The 19,223-nt window shown below is 68.8% G+C and carries 16 protein-coding genes; 6 read left to right on the plus strand and 10 right to left on the minus strand.

Annotated features, from left to right (window positions below; translation table 11 throughout):
• Positions 1–17: 17 nt before the first annotated feature.
• Together IEY58_RS03285 and hutI are read right to left on the minus strand one after the other, a co-directional pair.
• Entirely contained in the window at positions 18–1,640 is a 1,623-nt protein-coding gene (locus IEY58_RS03285) for a CYTH and CHAD domain-containing protein (RefSeq protein ID WP_189042351.1), read from the minus strand.
• Between the two features lie 152 nt (positions 1,641–1,792).
• Positions 1,793–2,992, minus strand: coding sequence for an imidazolonepropionase (gene hutI, locus IEY58_RS03290; protein ID WP_189042546.1), 1,200 nt, complete (start codon positions 2,990–2,992; stop codon positions 1,793–1,795).
• 122 nt (positions 2,993–3,114) lie between these two features.
• Between hutI and IEY58_RS03295 the strand changes: the two genes are divergently transcribed.
• Positions 3,115–4,497 carry a formimidoylglutamate deiminase gene (locus IEY58_RS03295; protein WP_189042353.1) on the plus strand — a complete coding sequence of 461 codons (1,383 nt, stop codon included), beginning with the start codon at positions 3,115–3,117 and terminating at the stop codon, positions 4,495–4,497.
• Entirely contained in the window at positions 4,494–5,537 is a 1,044-nt protein-coding gene (locus IEY58_RS03300; RefSeq protein ID WP_189042355.1) for an alpha/beta fold hydrolase, read from the plus strand. Before IEY58_RS03295 ends, IEY58_RS03300 begins: the two co-directional genes overlap by 4 nt.
• Positions 5,538–5,557: 20 nt before the next feature.
• Here the strand turns inward: IEY58_RS03300 and IEY58_RS03305 are convergent, their stop codons facing one another.
• On the minus strand, positions 5,558–6,022 hold the full coding sequence (locus IEY58_RS03305) for a hypothetical protein (protein WP_189042357.1): 465 nt from the start codon (positions 6,020–6,022) through the stop codon (positions 5,558–5,560).
• A 254-nt stretch (positions 6,023–6,276) separates the two neighbouring features.
• On the opposite strand from IEY58_RS03305, the gene pdxR reads away from it, so the two are divergent.
• A complete protein-coding gene (gene pdxR, locus IEY58_RS03310; RefSeq protein ID WP_189042359.1) occupies positions 6,277–7,752 on the plus strand; it encodes a MocR-like pyridoxine biosynthesis transcription factor PdxR in 1,476 nt (491 codons plus the stop codon).
• Between the two features lie 15 nt (positions 7,753–7,767).
• On the opposite strand, the gene IEY58_RS03315 is transcribed toward pdxR, so the two are convergent.
• From IEY58_RS03315 to IEY58_RS03325, 3 genes are all read right to left on the minus strand, one after another.
• Positions 7,768–8,577 carry an ABC transporter permease gene (locus IEY58_RS03315; RefSeq protein WP_189042361.1) on the minus strand — a complete coding sequence of 270 codons (810 nt, stop codon included), beginning with the start codon at positions 8,575–8,577 and terminating at the stop codon, positions 7,768–7,770.
• A complete protein-coding gene (locus tag IEY58_RS03320; RefSeq protein ID WP_189042363.1) occupies positions 8,577–9,278 on the minus strand; it encodes an ABC transporter permease in 702 nt (233 codons plus the stop codon). The genes IEY58_RS03315 and IEY58_RS03320 overlap by 1 nt, the downstream gene beginning before the upstream one ends.
• 73 nt (positions 9,279–9,351) lie before the next feature.
• Positions 9,352–10,146, minus strand: coding sequence for a transporter substrate-binding domain-containing protein (locus IEY58_RS03325; RefSeq protein ID WP_189042365.1), 795 nt, complete (start codon positions 10,144–10,146; stop codon positions 9,352–9,354).
• A gap of 295 nt (positions 10,147–10,441) precedes the next feature.
• Between IEY58_RS03325 and IEY58_RS03330 the strand changes: the two genes are divergently transcribed.
• Both IEY58_RS03330 and IEY58_RS03335 read left to right on the plus strand, forming a co-directional pair.
• Positions 10,442–10,813 (plus strand): response regulator, encoded by a 372-nt coding sequence (locus IEY58_RS03330; RefSeq protein WP_189042367.1) that lies wholly within the window; start codon positions 10,442–10,444, stop codon positions 10,811–10,813.
• A gap of 23 nt (positions 10,814–10,836) precedes the next feature.
• Positions 10,837–11,790, plus strand: coding sequence for a protein phosphatase CheZ (locus IEY58_RS03335; RefSeq protein ID WP_189042369.1), 954 nt, complete (start codon positions 10,837–10,839; stop codon positions 11,788–11,790).
• A 26-nt stretch (positions 11,791–11,816) separates the two neighbouring features.
• Here the strand turns inward: IEY58_RS03335 and IEY58_RS03340 are convergent, their stop codons facing one another.
• The 3 genes from IEY58_RS03340 to IEY58_RS03350 are packed head-to-tail and all read right to left on the minus strand — an operon-like array spanning position 11,817 to position 16,362.
• Positions 11,817–12,764: a dimethyl sulfoxide reductase anchor subunit family protein gene (locus IEY58_RS03340; RefSeq protein WP_189042377.1), complete on the minus strand. Its 948-nt coding sequence runs from the start codon at positions 12,762–12,764 to the stop codon at positions 11,817–11,819.
• Positions 12,764–13,498: a 4Fe-4S dicluster domain-containing protein gene (locus IEY58_RS03345; RefSeq protein ID WP_189042379.1), complete on the minus strand. Its 735-nt coding sequence runs from the start codon at positions 13,496–13,498 to the stop codon at positions 12,764–12,766. The genes IEY58_RS03340 and IEY58_RS03345 overlap by 1 nt, the downstream gene beginning before the upstream one ends.
• Positions 13,495–16,362, minus strand: coding sequence for a molybdopterin oxidoreductase family protein (locus tag IEY58_RS03350; RefSeq protein WP_189042381.1), 2,868 nt, complete (start codon positions 16,360–16,362; stop codon positions 13,495–13,497). Before IEY58_RS03350 ends, IEY58_RS03345 begins: the two co-directional genes overlap by 4 nt.
• A gap of 171 nt (positions 16,363–16,533) precedes the next feature.
• Here IEY58_RS03350 and IEY58_RS03355 point away from each other — a divergent pair, with 171 nt between their 5' ends.
• Positions 16,534–16,773 (plus strand): sulfurtransferase TusA family protein, encoded by a 240-nt coding sequence (locus IEY58_RS03355; protein WP_189042383.1) that lies wholly within the window; start codon positions 16,534–16,536, stop codon positions 16,771–16,773.
• A 34-nt stretch (positions 16,774–16,807) separates the two neighbouring features.
• On the opposite strand, the gene IEY58_RS03360 is transcribed toward IEY58_RS03355, so the two are convergent.
• Positions 16,808–19,216 carry a PA14 domain-containing protein gene (locus IEY58_RS03360; RefSeq protein WP_189042385.1) on the minus strand — a complete coding sequence of 803 codons (2,409 nt, stop codon included), beginning with the start codon at positions 19,214–19,216 and terminating at the stop codon, positions 16,808–16,810.
• Positions 19,217–19,223 lie beyond the last annotated feature (7 nt).

Below are 19,223 nucleotides of genomic sequence, written 5' to 3' on the forward strand. Positions count from 1 at the left end.
GAATCGCGCCTCGGCGATCAGCGGTCCTTCCAGAAGCGCGCGGTCTTGGTGAATTGGCGCCAGACCTCGGCGAAGCGCTGTCGGGCGGCTTCCGTCTCGGCAGCGCTCCAGCCGGCGACGAGGCCTGCCGCGCGCGGCCCGTATTTCTCATCTTGGGCCGCGAGCTTGGCCGCAAGCCCGCGCGCCACCACCGCGTCGTTGAGCGTGCCCAGGATGTCCTGGATGTCGCGCAACGCCGCGACGTAGCGGCGTGCCGGCTTGCCCGGGAACAGCGGGCGGAAGAACTCGGCGACATAGCGCAGGCGCTTCGCGTCGATGCGCAGGCCGTGCAGATCGCTGGGGCCGGCCTCGGCCAGGTGGGCGCCCGCCGCGAGGAAGCGCTTGTGGCTCTTCCGGAGGATCGCCGTCGCATACCGCTCAAGCGGTTCGGCCAGCAGGGCCGCGGCCTCGGCACTCGGCGGCTCGGGCCAGAGCCCGGCATCGAACCAGGCGGCGAGTCTCAGCGACAGGCCCATGAAATCGCTGGCCAGGACCGCGGCATAGGCGTCCGCCGCCGCGCGTTCGCGCAGGACCGCGGCCGTGAAGCCCAGACCCTTGAGGCCACGCTCTTCGCCCAGGGCGCGGCCAAGCGGCGTCAGCGTATTCGCCATGAACACGTCCCATTCGCGCGCCTGGCCAAGCGCGCTCGCGAGTGCCGTCAGGTCGCCCGCGAGCGCCCGGCGCGGCGCATCCGGCAACGCCTTGCGGAAGACGGAAAGGATCGAACGCAAGCGGCGGAGCGCCACGCGGGCCTGATGCACCTGCTCGACCGGCATCGCCTGGGTGAGCCGGCCGATCTCCGCGCGCAGATCGGCAACCGCCGCGCGGCCGATCGCGAGCAAGCCCTGCTCGACGCTCATGGCGTGATGGAGCAGCGGTGCCTGTCCGGGCTCGGTCGGCCACCAATCTTCGGCCGCGACCAGGCGATAGGCCTGCTGCACGGCATCGTGGGTCGCGAGCTCGAACGGGACCGCGCGATGCAGCTCGGCCGCGAAATCGTAGAGGCCGTGGGCCGGGCCGGCCTGCAGCAGAAGCTCGACCTGGCACGGCCCGAGCCGGCCGGCCGTCGCCTCGACCTCGGCCTTCTCGAGCGTGAGCGCGAACCGGGCCTCGCCGAACTCGATCTGCCAGATCGTGCGGTGCAGATCGAGCGCCAGGACCGGCACGAGATCGCTGGGCAAGAGGCGCGCGACATGGCCCACGTCGATGCCCGGCAGGAACGCGAGCCGGGCCGGGTCGAGTCGCTCGCCGTCGAGCGCCATCGCGACCGGGCTCAGAATCCGGCCGCCGGTCGGCCTGACACCGATCGGGCGCATCAGCTGTTGCCGGCGCCGGCCCGAGGTTTCGATCGCGAAGCCGATGCCCTGGCGCCCGATGGTGAGGCCTGGCGTATCCCAGAAAACCTGGCGCAAGCGGCGGATGACTGGCCGCTTCGCCGCATGGGCCAGCACGACTTCGGCCTTGGCCAGCACGGCGGCGGCCTCGCCGTCGACGTCGAGCAAGAGGCGCAGCGGCGGTGTCGCCGGCGGCACGACGGGGGCAGGGATTTCAGGCGCGGTCGCGATCTCGCTCGCGGGTTCTACGGTCGCGTCGATCATCATGGCAGGGCAGGCGATCCAGGCTTCATCAATCGAGACTTCATCAAAGTGTCACATTTTCTGGCGGTTTTCGACCGCGAGGTCAGCATAAATTCGATCTATGGCATCTCATTCGGATGCGGTGGCCATGAAAACGATTTCAAGAAGGCGTCTGTTTATGGGGAACCTGGGGCCATGCCTGGGGCCACGGGCACGCCGCCACGGATGATGCCGGCGCAGGGATTGCCGCCGATCCAGTACGCGAGGGCGGCCGGGCTCTCGATGTCCCAGAGCGCCAGGTCCGCCCGGAGGCCCGATGCCAGGCGGCCGCGATCGGCGAGTCCCAAGGCCTGGGCCGCCGCGCGCGTCACGCCGGCGAGCGCCTCCTCGGGCGTGAGCCGGAACAGCGTGCAGCCCATGGATAGCATCAGAAGCAGGGAGAGCACCGGCGCCGAGCCGGGGTTGCAGTTGGACGCGAGCGCCATCGGCACGCCGGCTTGGCGCAGGGCCGCGACCGGTGGCCGCCGCGACTCGCCCAGAAAATAATTGGCGCCGGGCAGCAGCACCGCGACCGTGCCGGCCGCGGCCATGGCGGCGACGCCGTCCTCGCCGAGGCATTCGAGATGATCGGCCGACAGCGCGCCGAATCGGGCCGCGAGCGCCGCACCGCCCAGGTCCGACAGTTGCTCGGCATGCAGCTTGACGCTGAGGCCGAGCCTGGTCGCCGTCTCGAAGATCCGCGCCATTTCGTCCGGGGTGAAGGCGATGCCCTCGCAGAAGCCGTCGACCGCGTCGGCCAGGCCGGACTGGGCGACGGCGGGCAGCATCTCGCGGCACAGCAGGTCGACGTAGTCGCCTTGCCGGCCCTTGAATTCCGGTGGAACCGCATGGGCGCCGAGAAAGCTCGTCGAGACCGAGACCGGCAGGGCGTCGCCGAGCCGGCGTGCGGCCCGCAGCATCTTGAGCTCGGTCGCGAGATCAAGGCCGTAGCCGGACTTGACCTCGACCGTGGTGACGCCTTCGGCCAGGAACGGCCGCAGCCGGCGGACGGCGCCCGCGACGAGGTCGTCCTCACTCGCGGCCCGCGTCGCGGCGACGGTCGAGACGATGCCGCCGCCCGCGCGCGCGATTTCCTCGTAGGTGGCGCCTTCGAGCCGAAGCTCGAATTCGCGCACGCGCTCGCCGCCGAACAGGATGTGGGTGTGGCAGTCGATCAGCCCGGGCGTCATCCAGTGCCCGCCGCCCTCGACGACCGCGGCGGCAAGCCGGTCCGGCGTCCCAGGCAGATCGGCGCGCCGGCCGACCCAGGCGATCCGTCCATCGCGAATCGCCAGCGCGCCGTCACGGATCATCCCATAGGGTGCGTCCGTTTGCATGGTGGCGAGGTCGACGTCGACCCATAGACTGTCCCAGATTGCCGTCACCCTCGTCCCCGGAATAGGTTGCTGGTCTCGGGCATCATATCGGACTGGGGCATCATATCGGAGAACTAGGGGCGATGACCGCGCTGTTTGCTGAGGCCGCGCTGCTCCCGGACGGTTGGCGCGACAACGTGCTGCTGGAGATCGATCCGGCCGGCAATCTCGTCACCGTCAAGGCCGACGTCGACGCCGCGTCACCGGCCGCCGCCGCGGCCGAACGGCTCGACGGGCCCGCGCTGCCCGGCATGCCCAACCTGCATAGCCACGCGTTCCAGCGCGCCATGGCTGGCCTGGCAGAAGCGGCCGAGCGCGATCCCGGCAGCTTCTGGAGCTGGCGACCGGTGATGTACCGCTTCGCCGGTGCGCTCGGCCCCGACGATCTCGAGGCGATCGCGGCCCAGCTGCAGATCGAGATGCTGAAGGCGGGTTATACGGCGGTTTGCGAGTTCCATTACCTGCACAATGCGCCCGACGGCTCGCCCTATGCCGATCCAGCGAGCCTGCCGCACGCGGTGCTGGCGGCGGCGCGGCGCACCGGCATCGGGCTTACCATGCTGCCCGTGCTCTACCAGACGGGCGGCTTCGGCGGGTTGCCGCCGAACGAGGGGCAACGGCGCTTCGTGCTCTCGGTCGACCGCTTCCTGGCGCTCGTCGCGGGGCTGGCCGGCGAGGCGGCGGGCGACGGGCAGCTCCGCATCGGCGTGGCGCCCCATTCGCTCCGGGCGGTGCCGCCCAAGGCGCTCGGCGAAATGCTGGCCGGTCTCGGCGCCGTCGATCCGACCGCGCCGATCCATATCCATGCCGCTGAGCAAGTGCGCGAGGTCGAGGACTGCCTCGGCTGGTGCGGTTCGCGGCCGGTCGAATGGCTGCTCGACCATACGCCGATCGATCAGCGCTGGTGCCTGGTGCACGCGACACACATGACGGCGCGCGAGATGCACCGGCTGGCGGCGAGCGGCGCCGTCGTCGGCCTGTGCCCTACGACCGAGGCGAACCTGGGCGACGGGCTGTTCCCGCTCGAAGCCTTCCAGGCCGCGGGCGGCACCTGGGGCATCGGCTCCGACAGCAATGTCTCGGTCAACCCGGTCGAGGAGCTGCGCTGGCTCGAATACGGCCGGCGGCTCTCGACGCTTCGGCGTACCGTCGCGGCGCTGCCGGGCGAGTCGACCGGGGCAATCCTCTGGTCCCGGGCGCTCGAGGGCGGGGCGGCGGCGTCCGGCCGGCGCATCGGCGCGCTGGCGCCCGGCTATCGCGCCGATCTCGTGGTGCTTGACGGCAACCATCCGCTGATCTACGGCCGCGACGGCAACCGGCTGCTCGACGCCCTCGTGTTCGCCGGCAGCGCGCCGCTGGTGCGTCATGTCCTGGTCGGCGGGCAGTGGCGGGTGCGCGACGGCCGGCACGAGCAAGAGGCCGGCGTGGCAGCCGCCTACCGGCGCGTGCTGGACCGGCTGCTGTGACCGACGAGACCCGCCCGCTGGACGCGCTCAAGGCGGCGGCAGAGGAAGGCGCACGCCGGATGGCGGAATTCGCCCGCGGCCTGCAATTGCCCGATCCCGGCAATCTCCTGGCCTCGCTCTGGCCCGACGAGGACATCGAGGCGCGCCGCCTGGCCGAGGCCTATCCGCCGTGCGGCCACTTCGTCGAGGTCGACGGCGTCCGGCTGCACTGGATCGAGCGCGGCGCCGGCCGGCCCGTCGTCTTCGTCCATGGCGCCGGCGGCATGGTCGAGGACCTGCTGTCGAGCCGCTTTGCGCCGCTGGTCGGCGCCGATCACCGGCTGATCGCGATCGATCGGCCGGGCTACGGCCACAGCGAGCGGCCCCGGCGAGATCCGGCCGGCGCCGACTTGGCCGTCCCCGACTTGGCCGGTCCCGTGGCGCAGGCGCGGCTTCTGCACCGGGCGCTGGCGCGGCTCGGCGTCGAACGGCCGGTGCTGATCGGCCATTCCTGGGGTGGTGCCATGGTACTGGCCTTCGCCCATGAGTTTCCGGCGGATGTAGCAGGCGTCCTGGTCCTGGCCGGCTGGAGCCATCCCGCGCGCGAGGCGACGCTCTGGATGGCCGGCCTGACGGCGGCGCCGGTCGTCGGCAGCCTGATGAGCCGCGCGCTGGCGCCGGCGCTCTCCGGCGGTCTCGCCCAGGAGATCATCGGTCAGTTGTTCGCGCCCGAGCCGGTGCCGGCGAGCTTTCTCGATTTCCCGATCGAGCTCGCCCTCCGGCCGTCGCAGCTGCGCGCCAATGCGGAGGATCTGGCCGCCCTCAACCCCGACGTCGCGCGCCTGCGCCGGCACTATCGGCAACTGACCGTGCCAATGGAGATCCTGACCGGCGGCGCCGACAAGGTGGTCAATCCGATGGCCCACACGTTTCGACTGGCGCGCGCGGTGCCGGACGCCGGCTTCCAGGTTCTGCCGGGCGTCGGCCACATGCTGCATCATACGCAGCCCGAGGCCGTGTGCGCGGCGCTCGCGCGCTTGACGGCGCGGATCGGCGGCTGACGAGAGTCAGGGAGCGCAGGTCAGGGGGCGAGGCCGTAGCGTAGCGGCATCGTGCCCGGGTCTTTGCGGTCGCGCAGCAGCGCGATCAATTTCTGGCGCTGCTCGGGCGTCGCCTGCTGCAGGTAGGTCACGAGGGCGGTCAGCACCTCGTCGCCGGTCGCGCGCCGGATGGTGATGACCTGATCCTGCAGCACGCGGATCCGCTCGGGGTCCGGTGTGGGCTTGCCGAATTCAGCCAGGATGTCGTCGACGACCGGCTGGGCCCGCGCGTGGCGCACCTCGACGGCGATCTTGACCGCGCGATGGAGTGCCGTCAGGCCCGGATCCGTCGCGGCCTCCACACCCAGCTCGCGCGCGAGGTCGGTAAAGCGCCGATCGACGATACTGAGCCGATGCTGCGACGTCTGGAAATAGTTCGAGCCCAGATAGGCGCCGAGGGCCAGCAGATTGAGCGCCACCGACAGGACCGCCAGGATCTCGACCATCCGTCCCGCGCCTTGCCTCGCCGTCGAAGGTGCCGCTTGTTCGTCCAAACTCTGCGCCCCAGTCCTTGGTCGTTGCTGCCCGATCGGTGCGGGTGCCGATCATTGTGGAGGCGAGTTTAGGCGTTTTCCGCGGCTTATGCATGGGGCGCATCGCCTCAATCTCTTGCGGCACTTCACCAGCGCCGCCGGTTTGCCCATAGTGGCCCAAGAGGTCCGGTGAACAATCCGTCCTCGGCAACCACTATCGAGGCGCCATGGCACGAAGATCGCGCGGCTTGCCGGTTCCATTGCTGGAGGGGCTCGATGAGCTCGCCAGCGGCGGCGGCTCCTTGCTCGCCCGGCTTCATGGCCGGCTGCGCAAGGCGATCCTCGACGGCGCGCTGGCGCCGGGCGGCGCTTTGCCGGCGAGCCGCCGGCTCGCCGAGGACATCGGCCTGTCGCGCAACACGGTTGAGGCAGTCTACGACCAGCTCGAGGCCGAAGGCTTCATCGAGCGGCGGCACGGCAGCGGCAGCTTCGTCAGCGCCAATCTGCCCGAACGCGAGCTGGCACCGGCCGGCGCGCTCGGCCACGGGCGGGCCGCGGTGCCGGCCGCGGCCCTGTCGCGGCGCGGCGAGCTGATGGCACGCCCCTATGGCCGGGAGGAGGCGCCGGCCGGCCGCGCGTTCGTGCCGTCGGTGCCGGCGCTCGACCTGTTCCCGCGGCAGCTCTGGGCGCGGCTGCTTGCGCGGGCGGCCCGGGCGCCGGGGCCGGATCACCTGATCGCCGGCGACCGCGCCGGCTTCCGCCCGCTACGCGAGGCGATCGCTGCCTATGTCGGCTCGACCCGCGCGGTCGCCTGCGCGCCGGAGCAGGTCGTCGTCCTGACCTCGAGCCAGCAGGCGATCGAGCTCACCTGCCGCATCCTGACCGATCCGGGCGATCGGGTCTGGCACGAGGACCCGGGCTATCGGGCCTCCGCCGCGACCTTCCCCGCGGCCGGGGCGGAGGTCGTGCCAGTGCCGGTCGACGGCGAGGGCATCGACGTCGCCGAGGGCATCCGGCGGGCGCCCGACGCCCGGCTCGTCTATGTGACGCCGTCGCATCAATATCCGACCGGCGTGGTCATGAGCCTGCCGCGCCGGCTGCAGCTCCTGGCCTGGGCCGCGCGCAGCGGTGCCTTCATCATCGAGGACGATTACGACAGCGAGTTCCGCTTCGAGGGCCGGCCGCTCGCCGCCCTCCAGGGCTTGGACGAGGCGGGGCGCGTCGTCTATGTCGGCACGTTCAACAAGCTGCTGTTCCCGGCCCTGCGCCTCGCCTATCTGATCGCGCCGCCCGATCTTGTCGAGCATTTCGTGGCGGCGCGCGCGCTTGTCGACGGCCATACCTCGACCCTGCCGCAGGCGGCGCTGGCGGACTTCATCCGCGAGGGCCATCTCGGCACGCACCTCCGGCACATGCGCACCGTCTACGAGGAGCGGCGCCAGGCGCTGGTCGAAGCGGTTGCGCGCCTGGACGGCCGGCTGACGCTGGGGCCGATCGACGGCGGCATGCATGCCTGCGCCTATCTGCCGGAGGGGCGCGACGACGTGGCCATCGCCGAGGCGGCGCGGCGTCTTGGCGTCGAACTCCGGCCGCTATCGCGGCTCTATTTCGGGCCGGGGCGGCCTGGCTTCATCCTGGGCTTTGCCGCACCCCGGCCGGCCGAGATCCGCAGCGCCGTGGAACGGATCGCGAAGCTGCTCTGACCGCCCGCCGACCGCCTATCCGTGTGAAGCCGACGGGATGATCGGCTTTTCCAGTGCCGCCTCGGTCCCGGCCAGCGGTGTCGTGCCGAAGGCGCCGCCGGCTCGGGCGAGCGCCAGGTGCTGCGACATGAAGCGCTCGATCCGGTTCCACAGGCGCCGGATGCCCTCGGTCATGGCGAGATAGATGATCGCGCAATAGAGATAGACCGTGAACTCGAACGAATGCGCGAAGATGATCCGCGTGATGCCCATGAGGTCGGGCAAGGTCACGATTGCAGTGAGCGCGCTCGCCTTGATCATGCTGATGAGCTCGTTGCCGAGCGGCCGGAGCGCGATCAGCAGCGCCTGCGGCCAGACGACATGGCGGGCGATGCGGTAGGGCGAGAGGCCCAGCGAGCGCGCCGCCTCGAACTGGCCGCGCGGCACCGACGCGAGTGCGCCGCGCAGGATTTCCGACTGATAGGCGGCCGTGTTGAGCGTGAAGGCGAAGATGCTGCAATAGAACGCTTCGCGGAAGAACCACCACAGGCCGAGATCGGTCAGGAACGGGCGGATCTCGCCCGCGCCGTAATAGACGAGATAGAGCTGGCACAGGAGCGGCGTGCCGCGGAAATAAGTGACGTAGCTAAGCGAGAGTTTGCTCAGCACCGGGTTGCGGGACTGCCGGGCAAGGCAGATCGGATAGGCCAGCGCGAAGCCGAGCAGGCAAGAGATCAGCACGACCTCGACGGTGATCCTGAGGCCGCCCAGGATGCGCCAGCCCCAGGTCTCGATGAGGTTGAGGTTGAAGAGGAAATCGAGCCAGTCGTAGAGCGCCGGTCCCATCAGGCGAACCCTCGGTTGGCGCGCCGCTCGAGCCGGTCTTGCACGATGCCGGAGACGATGCTGAGCACGAGATAGAAGCCCGAGGCGGCGGCATAGAATGCGATCGGCCGCGAGGTCGCCTTGGCTGCCTCGGACGCGGCGCGCATCAGGTCCATGAGTGCCAGCGTCGAGACGAGCGAGGTGTCCTTGAGCAGGATCGTCCAGATGTTGCCGAGGCCGGGTAGCGCCACGCGGATCAACTGCGGAAAGGTCACCAGCGTGAACGTGTGCCGCCGGTTGAGCCCGAGTGAGCGGGCCGCCTCGATCTGGCCGGGCGGGATGGATTTCAGCGAGGCGATCCAGACCTCGCTCGAATAGGCCGTTGCCACGACCGACAGCGCGATGACGCCGGCCACGAAAGCGCTGAGCTCGACCCGCTCCTCGGCCCCCACCAGGTGCCCGATCTTATCGATCAGCGCCTGCAGGCCGAAATAGACGATGAACAGGGCCAAGAGGTCGGGAATGCCGCGGAAGAAGGTTGTGTAGGCATCGCCCAGCCCGCGCAGCAGGCGGCTGGGTGCGAGCTTGACCAGCGCCAGCAGCAGTCCGCCGCCGAAGCCGAACGGGATGACCGAGACGGCCAGCAGGACCGTGGTGAGGGCCCCCTGCGCGAGCAGGGGGCCCCAGCCATGGGGACCGAAGAGGAGGCTGAACCAACTCATGCGCCACCTCCGTGCCGTCGCGGCGCGCGCTCAGATGGCCTGCTCTCAGAAGGGCAGCCGCCCGGCATCGCCGTCACTTGCCGCGGATGTCGATCTTGAAATAGCTGGCTTCGATTTTCTTGTAGGTACCGTCGGCATCCAGCGCCGCGATCGCCTTGTTGAACATGTCCCTGAGATCGGTGTCGTCGGGCCGGAACGCGGCCCCCACGCCCGGGCCGAAGATGTCGGGCTCGCGCTTGATCTCCTTGATGATCCGGCAGCAGCCGTTGCCGCTCTTCTCGATGAAGGATTGGGCAACCAGGATGTCGGTCACGACATAGTCTAGCCGGCCGTTGGCGAGATCGAGGTTCGGCTCGTCGGCGCCCGGATAGCCCTTGATTTCAGAATCCTTGTAGTACTTCTGCAGGTAGTTGGCGAAGGTGGTCGAGGATTGCGAGCCGAGCAGCTTGCCCTTGAGTGTCGCCGGGGATACGTCGTCGCTCTTGTTGGCAGCAGGGCCCATCCAGACCGGCGGCGTCGCATAGTAGACGTCGCTGAAGATGACCTTCTGCATGCGCGCCGGCGTCTCGTTCATGCTCGAGATGACGACGTCGAACTTGCTGGCGAGCAGCGACGGGATGATGCCGTCCCAGTCCTGGTTCTGGAACGTGCAGGTGATCTTCATATGGGCGCAGAGCGCCTTGGCATAGTCGACCTCGAAGCCGACGATCTCGCCTTTCTCGTTGACGGATTCGAACGGCGCATAGGTCGCGTCCATGCCGACCCGTACCGTCTTCCATTCCTTCGCCTCGGCGGTGCCGGCGAATGATACCGCGAGACCGGTCGCCGCAAGCCCGATCGCCGACAAGATGAGCGCGCGCTTTTTCATTGTTACTCCCCCTTCGTTTGCCCCTGTTGATGGATGGCTTTAAAGCAAGCCTTATGCCATCCGGTGTCTCCCCATCGCGGGCCTGAGGCTCATGCCGATGGGTGCCAATTGATTTTGCACACCGTTCGATCGGGGGAAATCAGGAATCGCATCGAAAGATGCTTCAGCCCAATTTCGACCCGAGGCGGAGCGGGGTGTGCTTTCACCCGCAAAGCTAACTCCTTCTTAACCGCGTCGTCCTTAAGGTGTGCCCGCCTTTCGCCGCGTGCGGTTTTTCAGGAAAGAGGATGTTCGGATGGATACGAGTGTGCCGGTGCTGGTTGTCGACGACTACAGCACCATGCGCCGCATCATCAAAAACCTGCTCAACCAGATCGGGTTTACCAACATCGAAGAGGCCGACAACGGGGCCTCGGCCTATGACAAGATGCGCGGCCACAAGTTCGGCCTCGTGATCTCGGACTGGAACATGGAGCCCATGTCGGGGCTCGAGCTCTTGAAGCTCGTGCGCGCCGACAATGCGCTCAAAGGCGTGCCGTTCATCATGGTGACCGCCGAGTCCAAGACCGAGAACGTCATCGCGGCCAAGGCTGCGGGCGTCAGCAACTATATCGTCAAGCCCTTCAATGCCGAGACGTTGAAGACCAAGATCGCGTCGGTGCTGTGATCGCAGTCCCGGGAGTGGGGAACATGTCAGGTCTCAAGGTCCCCAAGGACCTGGCCGGCGAACAGTACATCGCCATCGAGGACGCGCTCCTGTCCTCCGAGGCCGGGCGCGCGTTCCTGCGCATGCGGGACAAGCGTGCCGCCGTGCTGGCGATGGACGAGTACCACGCCGGCCTCCGGTCGATCCGGCAATGGATCGAGCAGTCGCAGGTGCGTTCCGCCGAGGATGTGCATCTCGAGGTGCTGCGGCGCGAGCTGATCGAGATGGCAGCCTCGATCCGCAAGGCCAAGACCGAGATCTGGGCGATGAAGCCGGCGGACGATGGCGGGCCGGCCAGCGCCCGGCGCATCAATCTTGCGACCGAGGAACTGGACGCGATCGTCCATGCGACCGAGCGCGCCACCTCCGACATCCTGAACGGCGCTGAGCGCATCATGGAGGTGGCCCAGCGGGTCAAGAAGTCGGACGAGCTCGCCGCGGAGGCTGAGCAGCTCGACGTCGAGGCGACGAACATCCTGATGGCCTGCGGCTTCCAGGACATCACCGGCCAGCGCATTTCCAAGGTTGTCTCGACGCTCCGCTACCTCGAGGAGCGGGTCGACGCGATGATCCGGATCTGGGGCATCGAAGACCTCAAGGGCGGCGAGGTCCAGACCAATGTCCGCGACACGCGCCCGGATGCCCACCTGATGCATGGGCCCTCGCTCTCCGGCGGCGTCGACCAGAGCGAGGTCGACAACCTGCTGGCCGGCGGCTTCGATGCGCCGGCGGCGCCGTCCGTCGAGGACGAGTGGGCGGCCGCCGCAGCCGAGCCGGAGCCTGCACCGGCGGCTTCGGTCGTGCCGCTGAAGCCGGTCGAGAAGCCCGCCGAAAAGGCGGAAAAGAAGGCGGAGAAGAAGTCCAAGGAACCGGTCGTCGAAGTGGCCGACGCTGGTGCCGCCCTCGATCAATCCTCGATCGACAGCCTGTTCCCATAACGCAAACCGGTCGACGCCGCTGCTGCTCAGGCAGCGTCGTCGGCCCGGTAATATAGCATCGCCAGGTGCTTCGCCTCGGCGAAGAACAGCCAGCGCTCGACCAGCACGCCGACGGTCGCGACCGGCGCGGCCAGCAGGGCTGCGGCCGGCCTCAGCACGGGCAGGATCCAGCCCAGGCCCATCAGCAGCAGCGGTGCCGCCACGGCGAGCCCGCCAGCAATCCGGCGCAGCTTCGCCGCATGCTTGCGCGCGATGCGGAAGCCCATCTCCTTCATGACGTAATTTTCCGCCGTGTGCGGCGGATCGAGCGGGCGCACGTGGCCGAACGCACCGAGGCCAGTCGCACTCTCCATGGTCGCGGGCGCCGGCGCGCGGTCGGTATGGTGCCAGTAGAGCGCCTTCACGACGGCTGCGAGCAGCACCAGGGCCGCCGCGACGCCTGGCGGCAGCAGGCCCGCCCGCCCGGTCGCGGCGCCGGCCGCCTCGAGCCAGAGCGTGCCCGAGGCGATCGCGATCGCGACATAGCACGGCACGGTCCACCGGTTGTGCCAGCGTGCGACCGGCTTCAGGGACCGGTAGATCATGGCCGTCGCGACCACGGTCATGGCTGAGAGCAGGCCCGTCAGTGCGCCCGTCGCGGCGATGCAGTCGTCAGGCGCTTGGAGGATCGGCCAGACCAGGATCAGCGCCAGCAGCATCGCAAGGCTCGCGACCGCGAGCACGCCCTCACGGCTCAGCCACGAGCTGCGCCATTGCGAGAAGGCGCGCCACGCCCGCTCCGGGCGTCCCAGATGCGCGGTCGAGCTCAGGAGCCCGCCGCCGATCGCCGCCAATGCCAAGCCGAGTGCCACCGCGCCGAACAGACGATCCGTCGGCATGGCGCCGGCCGGCAGCAGCACGGCCAGCAGCATCAGCATGCCATAGCCGATGCCCGAGGCGACGGTGAAGACGATGACGGAAAGGGCTGGATGCATCAGCGCGACAAGAGCCGGTCGAGCCAGCCCAAGAAGCCGGTGCCCTCCGGCACGGCGGGCTCGAGCGCCGGGGCATGAGAAGCGCAGCCGCCGCGCGGCCGGGGCGGCAGGTAGCGGTTGGTCGGGCGGTAGTCGAGCTCCGGCATCAGCGTGATACCGTCGCGCGCGGCGACCATCTGCGACACGGCCGAGGTGGGGTCACCCAGGTCGCCGAAATGCCGGGCCGAGGCTGGGCAGGTCGCAACGCAGGCCGGCACCCGCTCGGCCTCGGGCCGCGTCTCGTCGTAGATCCGGTCGACGCACAGCGTGCATTTGCGCATGACGCCGACCTCGGCATCGAACTCGCGGGCGCCATAGGGGCAGGCCCAGGAGCAGAGCTTGCAGCCGATGCACTTGTCCTCGTCGACCAGCACGATGCCGTCCTCGGCGCGCTTCAGCGAGGCGCCGGTCGGGCAGACCGTGACGCAGGCGGCGTTCTCGCAATGCAGGCACGAGCGCGGGAAATGCACGGTCCGGCCGGCGGCGCCTTCGCCCACCTCGTAGCTGTGCACGCGGTTGAACCAGACGCCGTCGGGGTGCGCGCCATAGGGCTCGAAATCGCTGAGCGGCCCGGCGCTGCCGCCGGTGTTCCATTCCTTGCAATTGACCGCACAGGCATGGCAGCCGACGCAGATGTCGAGGTCGATGACGAGGCCCAGCTTCTTGGCCGCCGGCGCCTCCGGCAGGCTGGTCATGCCGGCTCCTTCTTCCTGTTCTTCCGGAACCAGCTGCCGTAGCCGAGCGTCGTCGGCCGGGCCGGCTGGCCGCGCGGCAGGCCCAGCGCCGGCAAGGGCGCATCGGGCGCCGCGACCTTCTCCAGCCGGACCTTGAGATCGTACCAGGCGGCCTGGCCCGTCACCGGATCGGCATTGGCATAGCGATAGCCGCCCTCGCGCGCCGGCAGGAGATCGCTGATCAGATGGTTCATGAGGAAGCCGCGCGTGGCCTCAGGTGCGTCCGGCGCCAGGTTCCAGGCGCCCGCGCGCTTGCCGATCGCGTTCCAGGTCCAGACCGTGTCCGGGTTGACACCCTCCATCAGCCGCGCCTGGGCGGTGATCGTGCCGTGATGGCTGGTGAGCCGCACCCAGTCGTCGTCGCGGATGCCGAGTGCTGCAGCGCGCGGGCGCGCAACATAGAGCCGGTTCTCGCCGTGGATCTGGCGCAGCCAGGCGTTCTGCGAGCCCCAGGCGTGGTACATCGCCATCGGCCGCTGGGTCAGCGCATGGAGCGGATAGGCCGCGGCATCGACTGCGTCGACCTCGAACGGCGGATACCAGAAGGGCAGGGGATCGAAATAGGTCGCGATCCGCTGCCGATGCTCGTCCGGCGGCTGGATCAGCCCGTGACCGGCAGCCGCCAGGCGAAAGCGCTGCAGGCTCTCGGCATAGAGCTGATGGATCACCGGCTCCGGCCGGTCGAGGAAGCCCATGTCGGTTGCCCAGTCGAGATAGGCCTGGTTCACGTGCTTGAAATAGCGCGCGTCCTCCGGGATCTCGCCGCGCCAGAAGCAGCCGTTCGCCATATAGGCGTCGAGCTGGTACGGGTTGGGCGGGCCCAGCGCCTCGCATTCGGCTTGCGCGCCGCGCCAGCCGGCGAGCAGGCCCTGGCCCGGCTTGCGCTCGTGATGGACCATGTAGTCCGGGTAGAGCCCGGGATAGCGCGGGCTGCCGTCGTCCGTGACGAGGCCGGGCAACTTGAGCCGCGCGCCAATCTCGATCAGCACGTCCTGGAACGGGCGCACGTCGCGGTCGGGGGCGACTACCGGGCGGCGGATCGAATCGGCCGCCCCGTCCGCATCCGAAATCGGCCGGTCGAGCAGCGAGATGCAGTCGTGCCGCTCGAGATAGGTCGTGTCCGGCAGCACGATGTCGGCGTAGGCGACCATCTCCGACGCGTAGGCATCGCTATAGATGAGGAACGGGATGCGATATTCGCCGGTCGTCGCATCCTTGTCGGTCAGCATGCGCAGGGTCTCGCCCACCGCCATGGACGAGTTCCAGCTCATGTTGGCCATGAACATGAACAGCGTGTCGATCGGGTAGGGATCGCCGGCCCAGGCGTTGCGGATGACCAGATGCATGAGCCCGTGGGCGGCGAGCGGCGCCTCCCAGGAATAGGCCTTGTCGAGCCGGCACGGCCGGCCGTCGCGCTCGACCAGCAGATCCTCCGGGGCCGTCGGGAAGCCCAGCGGCGGGCCGCTCAGCGGCCAATTGGGCACGACGCCCGCGGGCTTGCCGGCCGGTTTGACTGCCGGCGGTATCGGCTTTGGATAGGGCGGCTTGTAGCGGAAACCGCCGGGCGCATCGATCGTGCCCAGGAGCATCTGCAGCAGATGGATGAGGCGGCAGGTGTGGAAGCCGTTCGAATGGGCCGAGACGCCGCGCATCGCATGCATCGAGACGGGGCGGCCGACCATGGTCTCGTGGTGCGTGCCCTGCCAGTCGGTCCACGGGACGGGCAGCTCGAGCCCGGACGAGAAGGCGGCGTCGGCCAGCTCGGCTGCGATCCGCCGGATGGTCGCGGCGTCGATGCCCGTCTCTGCCGCGACCGTTTCGGGCGCGTATCGATCGTCGAGGAAGCGCGCCGCCGTCAGCTGGAAGGCAGGGACGGCCTGCCTGCCGTCGGCTAGCATCGCCGTGCCGCCCAGCACCGGCGTGCGCGCTGGATCGAACGCCGGGCCGACGGTGCCGGCGGCATCGAGCGTCAGGGGGTGGCCCCTGTCGTCGCGCGCGATGAGCCCGTCGTCGGCAGTGCCGGGCGCATCGATCACCAGCCAGGCGGCGTTCGAGGTCTGCGTGAGCGTGTCCGTGTCGATCTTCTGGGCGCGCAGCAGCTCGCGGATCAGACTCGCGACCAGGAGCCCGTCGGTGCCGGGGCGGATGCCCAGCCATTCGTCGGCGATCGCCGAATAGCCGGTGCGGATCGGGTTGATCGACACGATCTTGGCGCCGCGCGCCCTGAGCTTGGCGAGCCCGATCTTGAGCGGGTTGGAGCCGTGATCCTCGGCGACGCCGAACAGGAGGAAATAGCGCGTGTGCTCCCAGTCCGGCTCGCCGAATTCCCAGAACGAGCCGCCGAAGGTATAGAGCCCGGCCGCCGCCATGTTGACCGAGCAGAAGCCGCCGTGCGCCGCATAGTTGGGCGTGCCGAACTGGCTTGCCCACCAGCCGGTCAGCGCCTGGGACTGGTCGCGCCCGGTATAGAGCGCCAGGCGCCGCGGGTCCGTGGCGCGAATCCGGCCGAGCCGCTCGGTTACCGTCGCGAGCGCCTCGTCCCACGAGATGGTGACGAACTGGCCGGTGCCGCGTGGGCCGACGCGCTTCAGGGGGGCCGTGAGCCGCGCCGGCGACAGGTGCTGCATGATGCCGGCCGAGCCCTTGGCGCACAGCACGCCCTTGTTCACCGGATGGTCGGGATTGCCGTCGATGTAGCGGATCTGGCCGTCCTGCAGGTGCACGCGGATGCCGCAGCGGCAGGCGCACATGTAGCAGGTGGTGGTGACCGTCTGTGTATTGCGGTGGGGCCGTGTGTCGCTATGGGGCTCGGCTTGGGCTGTCATCAGGTGCTGGCGTTTCCCCCGAAGATCCAAGAGCGTGGGCAATCCGAGAACGTGTCGGGCCGAGAACGTGTCGGGAAAGGATGATGGACCGGCCGGCCGGCGCGGTCAAACCCGGCGCTTCGCACCTGCGGCGCACTTGTCTGCTACAAGGTGCCGCGCCATGTTCCGGTGATGACGATCGAACTCGATGCCCGCGGGCTCATCTGCCCGCTGCCCGTGCTGAAGGCGCGCAAGGCGCTCAAAACCGTCGCGGTCGGCGAGATCCTGGCCGTGCTGGCGACCGATCCGGGGGCACCCAAGGATTTCGAGCATTTCTGCACCACGACCGGCAGCGAGCTGGTCAAGGTCGAGCAGCTGCCCGATCACGCCCGCATCGAGATCCGGCGCATGGCGCCCCCAGGGGCGTCCTAGGGGGCGTCCTAGGGGCGGCGCCCAAGCCAGGCGGCTACGGCGCCGCCGCCACGTTCAGGTTCCTGAGGCTCATGCCGGACTTGCCGATATCCTGGACGCGGATGCCGTGCAGGCCGATGCCGAGCACGCCCGTCCAGGGGCCGGAGCCGACCGGCATGCCGTCGACATAGATCTGCTGGGCCGCCGGCGTCGCGGTATCGGTCGAGATGGTGAACTTGCCGGCCGTCGTGAGATTGAGCGTCCAGTCGATATACTGGGCCGGCTGGGCGAGCGTGCCGCCGAGCGCTGTCGTGCCGGTAGCGTATGCCGCCTTCGAGACCGGCAGGGTCGCCGGCACGGCCTGGCCGACGGTACGCGCCGCGGGGCCGGTCGCCATGGCCTGGGCCAAGCCCGCAAGCTTGGGCGTGTTCTGCTCATGGACGGTCGGACCGGCGACGCCGTAGATCCCGCCGACCCCATTGAACACGAAAGGCATGTCGCCGCCGTAGTGATAGAACAGGTTGACGCTCTGGGTTTCGAAACTGGCAGCCGGTGACGCGTAGTTGGCCTGCAGCTGCAGCGCCTGTTGGCTTGTGGACGTGCTGCCGCAGTGATTGTCGATGTAGAACCCGCCCTCATAGCCGGCGACGGCCAGCCCGAAGGCGCGGGTGAGATTGCTGTCGGCGATTGTGGACTGCGGCACCGACATGCTCATGCCGGAAGAATACATTGCGGAGATGCTGGTGGCGCAGTCGTTGTTGACGGTGGCGTACCAGCCGCCGCCCGCGCCCCAGATGTAGCTGTTCACCGGGACCGGGTTCGACACATGGGCGACGCCGTCGCCGTTGTCGTAATAGGCGTCGAGGAAATTGAGCCCGGTCTGGCCGTAGCTGCCGGTGTCGCCGTATTCAAACTCGAATACCGGCCGGATGGTGGCGAGCATCGCCTGATTGCCCCAGACGGCGCGGAAAAGATCGCTGATCTGCTTCAGCCGCTCGGCGAACCGGCGCTTGAACCAGACGGCGGGATCGGTCGAGCCGTCGTAGTTGAGCGGTGAGCCGCCGGCTGCGACCTCGGCATTGGCTGCGACGCGCAGTTGCTGGTGTTGTGGGAAATACGCGTTCCAGATCTCGTTGGAATATTCGACGTAGATTTTGAGGTTCGAGTTGAGCGGCGGATAGATGGGATTGGTCTGCGCGCTCGTATAGGGATTGGTGCCGTCGCTGCCATAGGCGAGGAGCTGTGCCACCTTGGTCACGTAGTCGTTGCTGGCGTTGACCGGGATGTTGATCCAGATGTCCTTGCCGGTTTCATTGGCAAGCGCCACCAGATATTCCCAGGAGCCGCCTTTGCCCTGGTAGCCATAGCCGCTCTTCGGCTGGAACTGGCTCCAATCGCCTGGTTTGATGCGGTCGGTCCAGTTGACCTGCTGATTGCTGAGCGTAGCCAGGTAATCCATGAAGCGGATCGCGGTGAAGCGGCCGACGAGCGTCTTGAAGTCGGCCGTGAACTGCTCGCCCGGCGCGTGGCTCTGCGTGCTGTTCAAGCCAAGTGGCCGCAGCAGCGCCACGTTGGTGATGCCGGTGCCGGCCCCGCCGCTGGACGTCCGCCGGGTCTGGCTGAAGCCGAGCCAGACCGCCTTTGGCGCGGCGCTGGCGCTGATGGTCCAGGTCGCCGTAGTCGTGTTCGTCGCGGCGCTGTAGCCGACCCCAAGCGGCAATGTGGTGCCGTAAGTGACGCCGCCGAACGAGAAGCTGCCCGCGCCCAGCCAGTCGACGACCTGCGCCTCGCCGTTGAAGCGCAGCTGATAGGTGCCACCGGTCTCCGACAGGCTGGTCCAGATCGGCAGCGTCGCGTCCTGCGTCGGCCAGCCGTTCACGTCGACGGCCGCCGGATGGCTCGCGTCGGTGTGGTCCGAGTAGATCTGGAACGGGTAGGACTGCTTGACCGCATCCGCGAAGATCAGGTCGGGGTCATTGGCGCCGGCATAGCCAATATTGAGCCCCATCGGCGTTGCCGGTGCGAGGGTCTGGCTCGCGACCGTCGGGCTGCTCCAGGCGAGGCGCGTCACGCCGGCGCCGGCGTTCTGCCAATTGAGGATCTGCAGATCATAGGATTGGCCGGCCGTGAGCGCGTAGCTCGCCTGGCGGCTGCGCTGTCCCGTGCCGGAATCCGAAATCAGGCTGGTCCAGGCGCTGGATCCGGTCGGCCGGATCGACAGGCTGACGCCGCCGGTCACCGTCATCGAGAAAGTATAGGTCTCGGTGGTCGCCGATTTGACGCTGCCCAGCCAGTTGATCGAAAAGCCCTGCGGGCCGACGGCGGCATATTCCGGCGAGCGGGAGCCGCCGGGACCGGCCGCGCTCCAATTGAACTCAAGCCGGACGTCGCGGCGCTGGAAGGCCGGCGCGCCCGAAAAATTGGCATTCGGATAGTAGGTGCCAAGGAAGCCGCCGTTGAGCACGCCTTGT

This window comes from Aliidongia dinghuensis (assembly GCF_014643535.1).
In the GTDB taxonomy this organism is placed as follows: domain Bacteria; phylum Pseudomonadota; class Alphaproteobacteria; order ATCC43930; family CGMCC-115725; genus Aliidongia; species Aliidongia dinghuensis.